This window comes from Nostoc sp. (assembly GCF_036917675.1).
In the GTDB taxonomy this organism is placed as follows: domain Bacteria; phylum Cyanobacteriota; class Cyanobacteriia; order Cyanobacteriales; family Nostocaceae; genus Nostoc.
Map to the genome: position 1 here is coordinate 232,703 of NZ_JBALCT010000051.1, position 6,611 is coordinate 239,313.

A 6,611-nucleotide genomic window follows, 5' to 3' on the forward strand; every position below is an offset into this window, starting at 1 on the left:
AGCGTTGGGGTTTTGGACAGATCACAATAATCTGCCCAGAAAATCAAGATTTAGATATTGACAAAAAAACTGGGATGAGCATCTTGCCCACCCCACAATAAATAATTGGATATTTTTTTATTTGTCAGTCCCCAATTTCTCACTATCTAATAATGAGTGCCCGTTTTCCGATGGTTGATCGCAGTAACATCATCAGGCTTGAGTAATTTACCTTCATCGACAGTTGCATACACAACCCAATGATCGCCACATTCCAAACGTTGGTTGACTGAGCATTCCAAATATGCTAATGCGTCGGTAAGGACGGTACAGCCGTTATCCGCAACTGCTGTATTAAAGTTGGCAAATCGGTCTTCCCCAGGCGCGAAAGATTTACGAAAATGCTTCATGTAATCTTGATGATTGCCTTCAGGTAGAATATTTAAGGCAAACTTCCCGCCTGGATACATTAAAGATTCGATCGCTCGGTCTTTGGCGATCGCCACAGTTAGTCCAGGTGGGTTGAAGGTGGCTTGAGAAACCCAAGCGCCTAGCATCCCGGTAGACACTTCTCCAAGTTTCGCTGTCACCACGCAAACGGAACCAACAATCCGGCCAACAGCCTGTTCCACTGGAGTAGCGGCTTGTTGTGGTACGCGTACCTTTTTAGCTTTTTTCAGTGCTTGGGCAAAGTCTGTGCCTAGTTCTTCACAGAATTTGAGAGTAACATCATCAGGTTTAAACTTGACCTTTAGGGTATCAAAGCCAAAGCGATATCCAGCATCCCGGAGTTTACCTTCGATTAAGTCAAAGGCTTCGCCACTCCAACCATAGGAACCAAATACGCCAGCGAGTTTGCTGTTGTCACCGCTTGATAGCACAATACCTAAAGCAGTATGAATGGGAGTTGGTGCATGACCGCCAATGGTGGGAGAACCGATGATAAAACCATCTGACTGTGCTAGGTTGATGCGAACTTCATCAGGGGTGGCAAATTCGCAGTTAATTGATTTGACTGCGACTCCACCTTTAGTTAGTCCCAGAGCGATCGCTTGCGCTAAAGTCGCCGTATTCCCGTAAGCTGAAGCATAAAGTAGAGCAACAGAAATCTCGCGATCGTTGTGAGCGCGGCTCCATTCTCCATAAGCTTTGGTAAGTTCAATTAAGCTGGTGCGTACCAAGGGACCATGACCCACGGCATACATTCTCACCTGCAAATCTGATATTTTCTCCAAAGCTGCTTCTACATGAGGAGCTTGGGGAGCCATCAGGCAGTTAAAGTAGTAACGCTGGTCTTCTTTGAGCGCTTCCCAGTTATCATCAAACACTTCATCACCACAGACATGAGTTGCAAATAACTTATCTGTGTAAAGAATTTGGGTTTGCTGGTCATAGGTACAAAGTCCTTCCGGCCAACGTGGACTGGGGATGGGAAAGAATTTTAAAACATGACCCTTGCCTAAATCCAGAGTTTCTTTCCCCCGCATCACTAAGACTTTCAAATCTTGCTCTAAAAAAGCAGCACGCAAATTGTTCGCACCGGGAAGAGAACAGACAAAAGTTACCTGTGGTGCCAGTTCTAAAATTGCTTTCAGGGTTGCAACTCGGTTGGGATTAAAATGACCCAGAATGATATAATCCAAAGTTGTCAAATCTAAAGTCTGGCGCAATGCCTCTAAATAAATTTCGGTGAAGCTTTCTGGCGGTGGATCAATAAGTGCGGTTTTATCAGCTTCAATTAAATAGCAATTGGAGGTAGTACCTCTTCCAAGTGCGTATTCAATTTCAAACCGCAGACGTGACCAACTACGCGCTCTGATCGCCTTAGTATTTGTAGCAATTGGTAGAACTTGTACGTCGCGTGGCTTGGAATTGGTCATAGCTGTTGGATAAAGTTAAGAATTGGGCATTGCGAATTGGGCATTGCGAATTGGGCATTGGGCATTGGGAATTGGGCATTGGGCATTGGGCATTGGGAATGAGGAGAAATAAGTTATCTCATATCTTGTACCTGCCCCATATCCCGCCAGAGAATAAATTCTCAGGCTAATAGCGCAAGTCCACGCTTAGTGGACTACAAACCTTACTCAGTCTTCTAAAGAACGACTTTAGCTATCAGACTCAGAATTCATTCTGAGGCGGTTGTAGGGACTGGTGCAAGTTCTGAGATAACTTATACTCCATGCCCCATGCCCCATGCCCCATGCCCCATTCCCTACTCCCCATTTCTTAGTAGTAATTACCTACTTTGCGATGGCGAACGGCTGTGAGTCCATCGTTTTTGGAGACACGACCTTCTTGGACGGTGCAGTATAAAATCCAGTGGTCGCTGCATTCCATACTGCTCTGTATTTCACATTCCATGTATGCCAGAGCATCAGTTAGAATCGGAGAACCGTTTTTCGCGGTTTGAGTTTTCACTCCCGCAAAACGGTCAGCACCGGGATGCAAGCGCTTGAGAAAGTGCTTTTTCAATTCTTGATAATTGCCTTCTTCCAAAACATTGAGGACGAAGCGATCGCCTACTTGCATTAAGGAATCAATGGCGCGGTCTTTCGCAACGGCAATTGTGAATCCTAATGGTTGCAAACTCGCTTGCGTTACCCAGGATGCCAGCATTGCACTTGACACATCTCCTTTTTTAGTGGTGACTATATACAGTCCACTACTAATCCGACCCAGCGCCTTTTCCATATCGACGTCGAGGGACTTGATTTGCTTGATGTTGCGATCGCGCACCAGCAATTGTCCCAAGTCTTTACCCGCTTCTTCACACAACTGGAATGTTGATGCGGTGGGAGCCTCTTTAATCCGAATCGCTGGGAAGCCTTCTTTGATGCCAGAGTCGAGAAATTTTCTGCGGAGTGTATCAATGGGTTCATCATCCCCACCGTAACATTCAAACAGCCCAACCATTTGCTTGTTCTTGGCAACAGCTAGCAGCGAACTGATACTAGCTTGGGCGGCGGCGCTTGTAGTAGGGGGCATACCAATAATGATGCTAACTGCTCTCCCAGCTAGTTCTTGGATTTCTTGGCTCTGGGCAGTACTTAGATCCAGGACTTCTATCCCAACGCCAGTTTTCAGTATACCTTCGGCAATTGCGTGGCCAATGCGCTCACTATACCCGTAATCTGAGACAAAAAACATGCCAACGGTGGTTTCTGCTTTAGCTTGTTTTTGGCTCCAATTTTCGTAGCACCCAGTTAGAACATCTAGATGGTGGTATAATAATGGCCCGTGGCCGTTGGCGATAATATTAATCTTCCCTAGTTCGCTCATTCGCTTCATGGCATTCACCAAAGAACGAGCGTTAGGGCCCATCAAGCAGTCGTAGTAAAATCTAAAGTCAGCTTCGATCGCTTCTAAATCTTCGTCGAAGGTGCGATCGTCACAGAAGTGCATCCCAAAAGCATCACAGGTGTAAAGGGTTTGGGTTTTGCGATCAAAGCTAAAGATTGTATCTGGCCAGTGCAGGTTAGGCGCACTCACGAATTCCATTTCGTGTCCTTTACCAATATCTATGCGATCGCCAGTTTTTACAACCCGCTTAGAAAAAGGATCGTGTACTAAGCCTTCCAAAAACTGAAGCGCAACTTTTGAGGCTAAGACGGTAGCTCTAGGAGCTAACTGGAGGACATCTTCTACTAAGCCGCTATGGTCAGGCTCTGTGTGGCTGACAATTATGTAATCAATTGTTTTGGGGTTGACAAGACCTTTTAGAGTCTCTAAATACAGATTGCGAAACTTCTGGTGAGAAGTATCAATCAAAACTGTTTGTTCACCCCTAATTAGATATGAATTGTAGGTTGTACCGTTTTGGAGTCCGAATTCGATATCGAAGCGATCGCGATCCCAATCAAGAGAGCGAATCGCCGTTGTGTTAGGGGCAATTTCTACAGTTTGTATAGTTAACCGATGTTGAACGTTCTCTGCGTGGGCATTGCCTGTCGTAGACATCGCTACCATTATTCGTCTCCGAGCGCAAATTAACAGGTTTTTCTTCTGCCCCCATTGTCCCGATTATTTTCTTTTTAAGTTGTAATGAATATCAGTTTTTGAAAAATTTAACTTGTATCAATTATTGCTGTTTTTTATAAAAAAACATTAATCAAAAAATATACTAAATATTAACTTTTTTCGAGAAAATTACTGAGTATTTAATTTTCCTATTTATCTGGTTTTATCCTAATTCAAAAATATCATGTTCATCAGATTATTTAACAATAAAAACTTAAAAGAAATATCACACCTCCACCACTGTTATACTAACGTTTGTTTTTGAAAATGACGTATGAATGCTAAGTACATACCAGGATTTACAAAGAAACTTTATAATTGTGGTGTAGAATATTGGGCGATCGCAAAATCGATGTCTTAAGAGAATAGAAAAAGTTAGTTTTTTTCAAGTCCTTTCTTATAACTAAGTATGAAAGGTATGACAAATTTTTCGCAGATTTTAAATATCCATCAAATGAGATGTTCCTACTCTTTTTTCCAATGGGCATTAAATATGTTGTTGTCTCAAGCAAGAATCTTGTTACGTAAAATATAAATTTTATGTAAAGTCGAGAAAATAGATGTCTTTTTAGAGGTAATCAAGAGCAAGTTTCTGAGACGAGTTGAATAAAAATAACTGGGACTGTATACCTTTTTCTGCTTATTCAAGTATAAACTAGCCTAAAAATCTTTTTTAAAGTTTCGATGAATGACCGTAAAAATACGAATAATCTAATAATTTTGATGATACAGTTTCTTTATTATCAACCTAAGCACTAATCAAAAGAACGCCAACAAATTATTTTCATCATAGCCATAAGCTACAGCGTCTGGCTATCCAATGTATATGCCCATACAGGCTAAGGGTGTCGTTTTTTGTGTACCTAACTTTCTACGAAAATTCATTACCGATGATAAATTACCAATATTAACAATGTTCTCAACCTAATACTTCGCGCATAACAGCCATAAGGCTAGACTTCGGCATACTTAATACTTGTTACTCAAATTACAAGTGTATTATTAAATACATGTCGTAGTAAATATAGAGGCGTGAATAGATATAAGAATACCAAAAATTGACTATGTGAAAGGTTATCGTTTATGGGATGCCGATTGAAAGTCTTTCTAAATGAAGAAGAAAAGCTGACTTTAGAAGAGTTAAGAAAAGCCAAAGATGTTCCTCAACGTACCAAGGATCGTGCTCAAGTTTTATTGCTGAATGCTCGCGGCTTAAAAAATGAGCATATTGCTAAAGGCTTAAACTGGGCAATTTCAACAGTACGTCAAACTCTTCATCGCTGGGAAAAGATGGGTTTAGCAGGTTTGTGGGATGCTCCTGGTCGAGGAGGAAAACCCCGATATTCGGAATCAGATTTGGTTTATCTAGAAAATTGTTTAGCTCAAGAGCGACAGACTTATAACTCAAAACAACTGGCAAAAAAACTCGCATCTGAGCGTCAAGTAAGCTTGAGTGCAGACCGATTACGACGGGTACTAAAAAAAAGGGGAAGGAGGTTTGAAAATCCACGCACACAACCCCAGAAACAGAAGAATTAGCTGATTGTTGAATAACTCTGTTGAAGAGGAATTCAGAAGTCAGAATCAAGACGCTCGCGTACCCCTACGGGGAAGCTCAGGGCAGGGTGGTTTCATACGAAGAAAGAAAAATACATAAGTCTTGATTCTCATTTTGTAACATGACTTTTTACCCCGCTTCCATTCCTCTCCCCGAAAGGTCGAGAGGCTTTGAAACCCAGTTTTAGTTTTTCTCTGCTTGTATGAAACCACCCTGCTACGGGGAAGCTCAGGGTAATGCAAGTCCTACAGGTAGCTCTGCCAAACTGCTCAGTAACCATCGGACTCCAATTGATTGTGAATTCTGATTCCTGACTACTGAATTCTGTTTAGATAAAACAAAATCCACCTAGACATTAAAGTGTTTGGTGGATTTGTTAGCTATCATTAGTGGATCCGAGCAGAGTCGAACTGCTGTCCAAATTGGGTATTGACCCCCCGCTCATTCACAGGTTTAGCCTTTCTGACCCTCAAGGCGGGAATCGTTCATTATCCCGAACGTAGGATGCTCTGATTTAATCTTAGCCAACAAGCCAACCAGAGAACGCTTGCTAGAGCATCCGTTGGGGTTTGGTCTTCAGTCCTTAACGGAGTCAAACTAAAGACGCTCGAACCTATAAGAGGTGTTTAGGCAGCTACTAGAGCTTCCCGACGAGCAAAGTTAACGATGTTGTTCGCATTTACTTTTTTTTCGAGCCTTTGATTTCCGAGAGGAGACTCACTCTCGACCTGAATCACAGAGCAGCGTTCGCCAACCTGTCGAAACCGTGACGGACCCATGCACTTCATACTTCAATTATAATACGCGATTTTTGAAATGTGTTATCAGATAAAAAATTTTTGGTTCATGCTCAGTGTTCTGCTTCGTCTGTAACGAAAGCACTTCAAAAATTATCGTCTCCACAATTTCGGCAAATCATACTATTGTCGAACGCTCAGTATCGACTAATTGATCTTGGGTCTAAGAGGATGTTTTAAAAGTGGGGGCTTTTGTAAGAAAGCTCACAAGGCTTAAGCTGAAATTTGAAGACATCAGCACCTCGTGAGCAAATGAG

3 protein-coding genes and 1 other RNA gene are annotated in these 6,611 nt (G+C 42.2%); 1 reads left to right on the plus strand and 3 read right to left on the minus strand.

Annotated elements, in window-relative coordinates; all coding sequences use genetic code 11:
- Positions 1 to 146 precede the first annotated feature (146 nt).
- Positions 147 to 1,859, minus strand: a complete 1,713-nt coding sequence (locus V7K31_RS19085) for a diflavin flavoprotein (protein WP_335096083.1) — start codon at positions 1,857 to 1,859, stop codon at positions 147 to 149.
- A 349-nt stretch (positions 1,860 to 2,208) separates the two neighbouring features.
- A complete protein-coding gene (locus tag V7K31_RS19090; RefSeq protein ID WP_335096084.1) occupies positions 2,209 to 3,948 on the minus strand; it encodes a diflavin flavoprotein in 1,740 nt (579 codons plus the stop codon).
- Between the two features lie 1,134 nt (positions 3,949 to 5,082).
- Between V7K31_RS19090 and V7K31_RS19095 the strand changes: the two genes are divergently transcribed.
- Positions 5,083 to 5,538 (plus strand): helix-turn-helix domain-containing protein, encoded by a 456-nt coding sequence (locus V7K31_RS19095; RefSeq protein ID WP_335096086.1) that lies wholly within the window; start codon positions 5,083 to 5,085, stop codon positions 5,536 to 5,538.
- A 406-nt stretch (positions 5,539 to 5,944) separates the two neighbouring features.
- Here the strand turns inward: V7K31_RS19095 and ssrA are convergent.
- Positions 5,945 to 6,334, minus strand: a transfer-messenger RNA (tmRNA) gene (gene ssrA / locus V7K31_RS19100).
- Positions 6,335 to 6,611 lie beyond the last annotated feature (277 nt).

What these genes read in the sequence shown, in the direction of transcription:
- V7K31_RS19085 (WP_335096083.1), bottom strand. Translation starts at nt 1,859, where the DNA reads ATGACCAATTCCAAGCCACGCGACGTACAAGTTCTACCAATTGCTACA.
- V7K31_RS19090 (WP_335096084.1), bottom strand. Translation starts at nt 3,948, where the DNA reads ATGGTAGCGATGTCTACGACAGGCAATGCCCACGCAGAGAACGTTCAA.
- V7K31_RS19095 (WP_335096086.1), top strand. Translation starts at nt 5,083, where the DNA reads ATGGGATGCCGATTGAAAGTCTTTCTAAATGAAGAAGAAAAGCTGACT.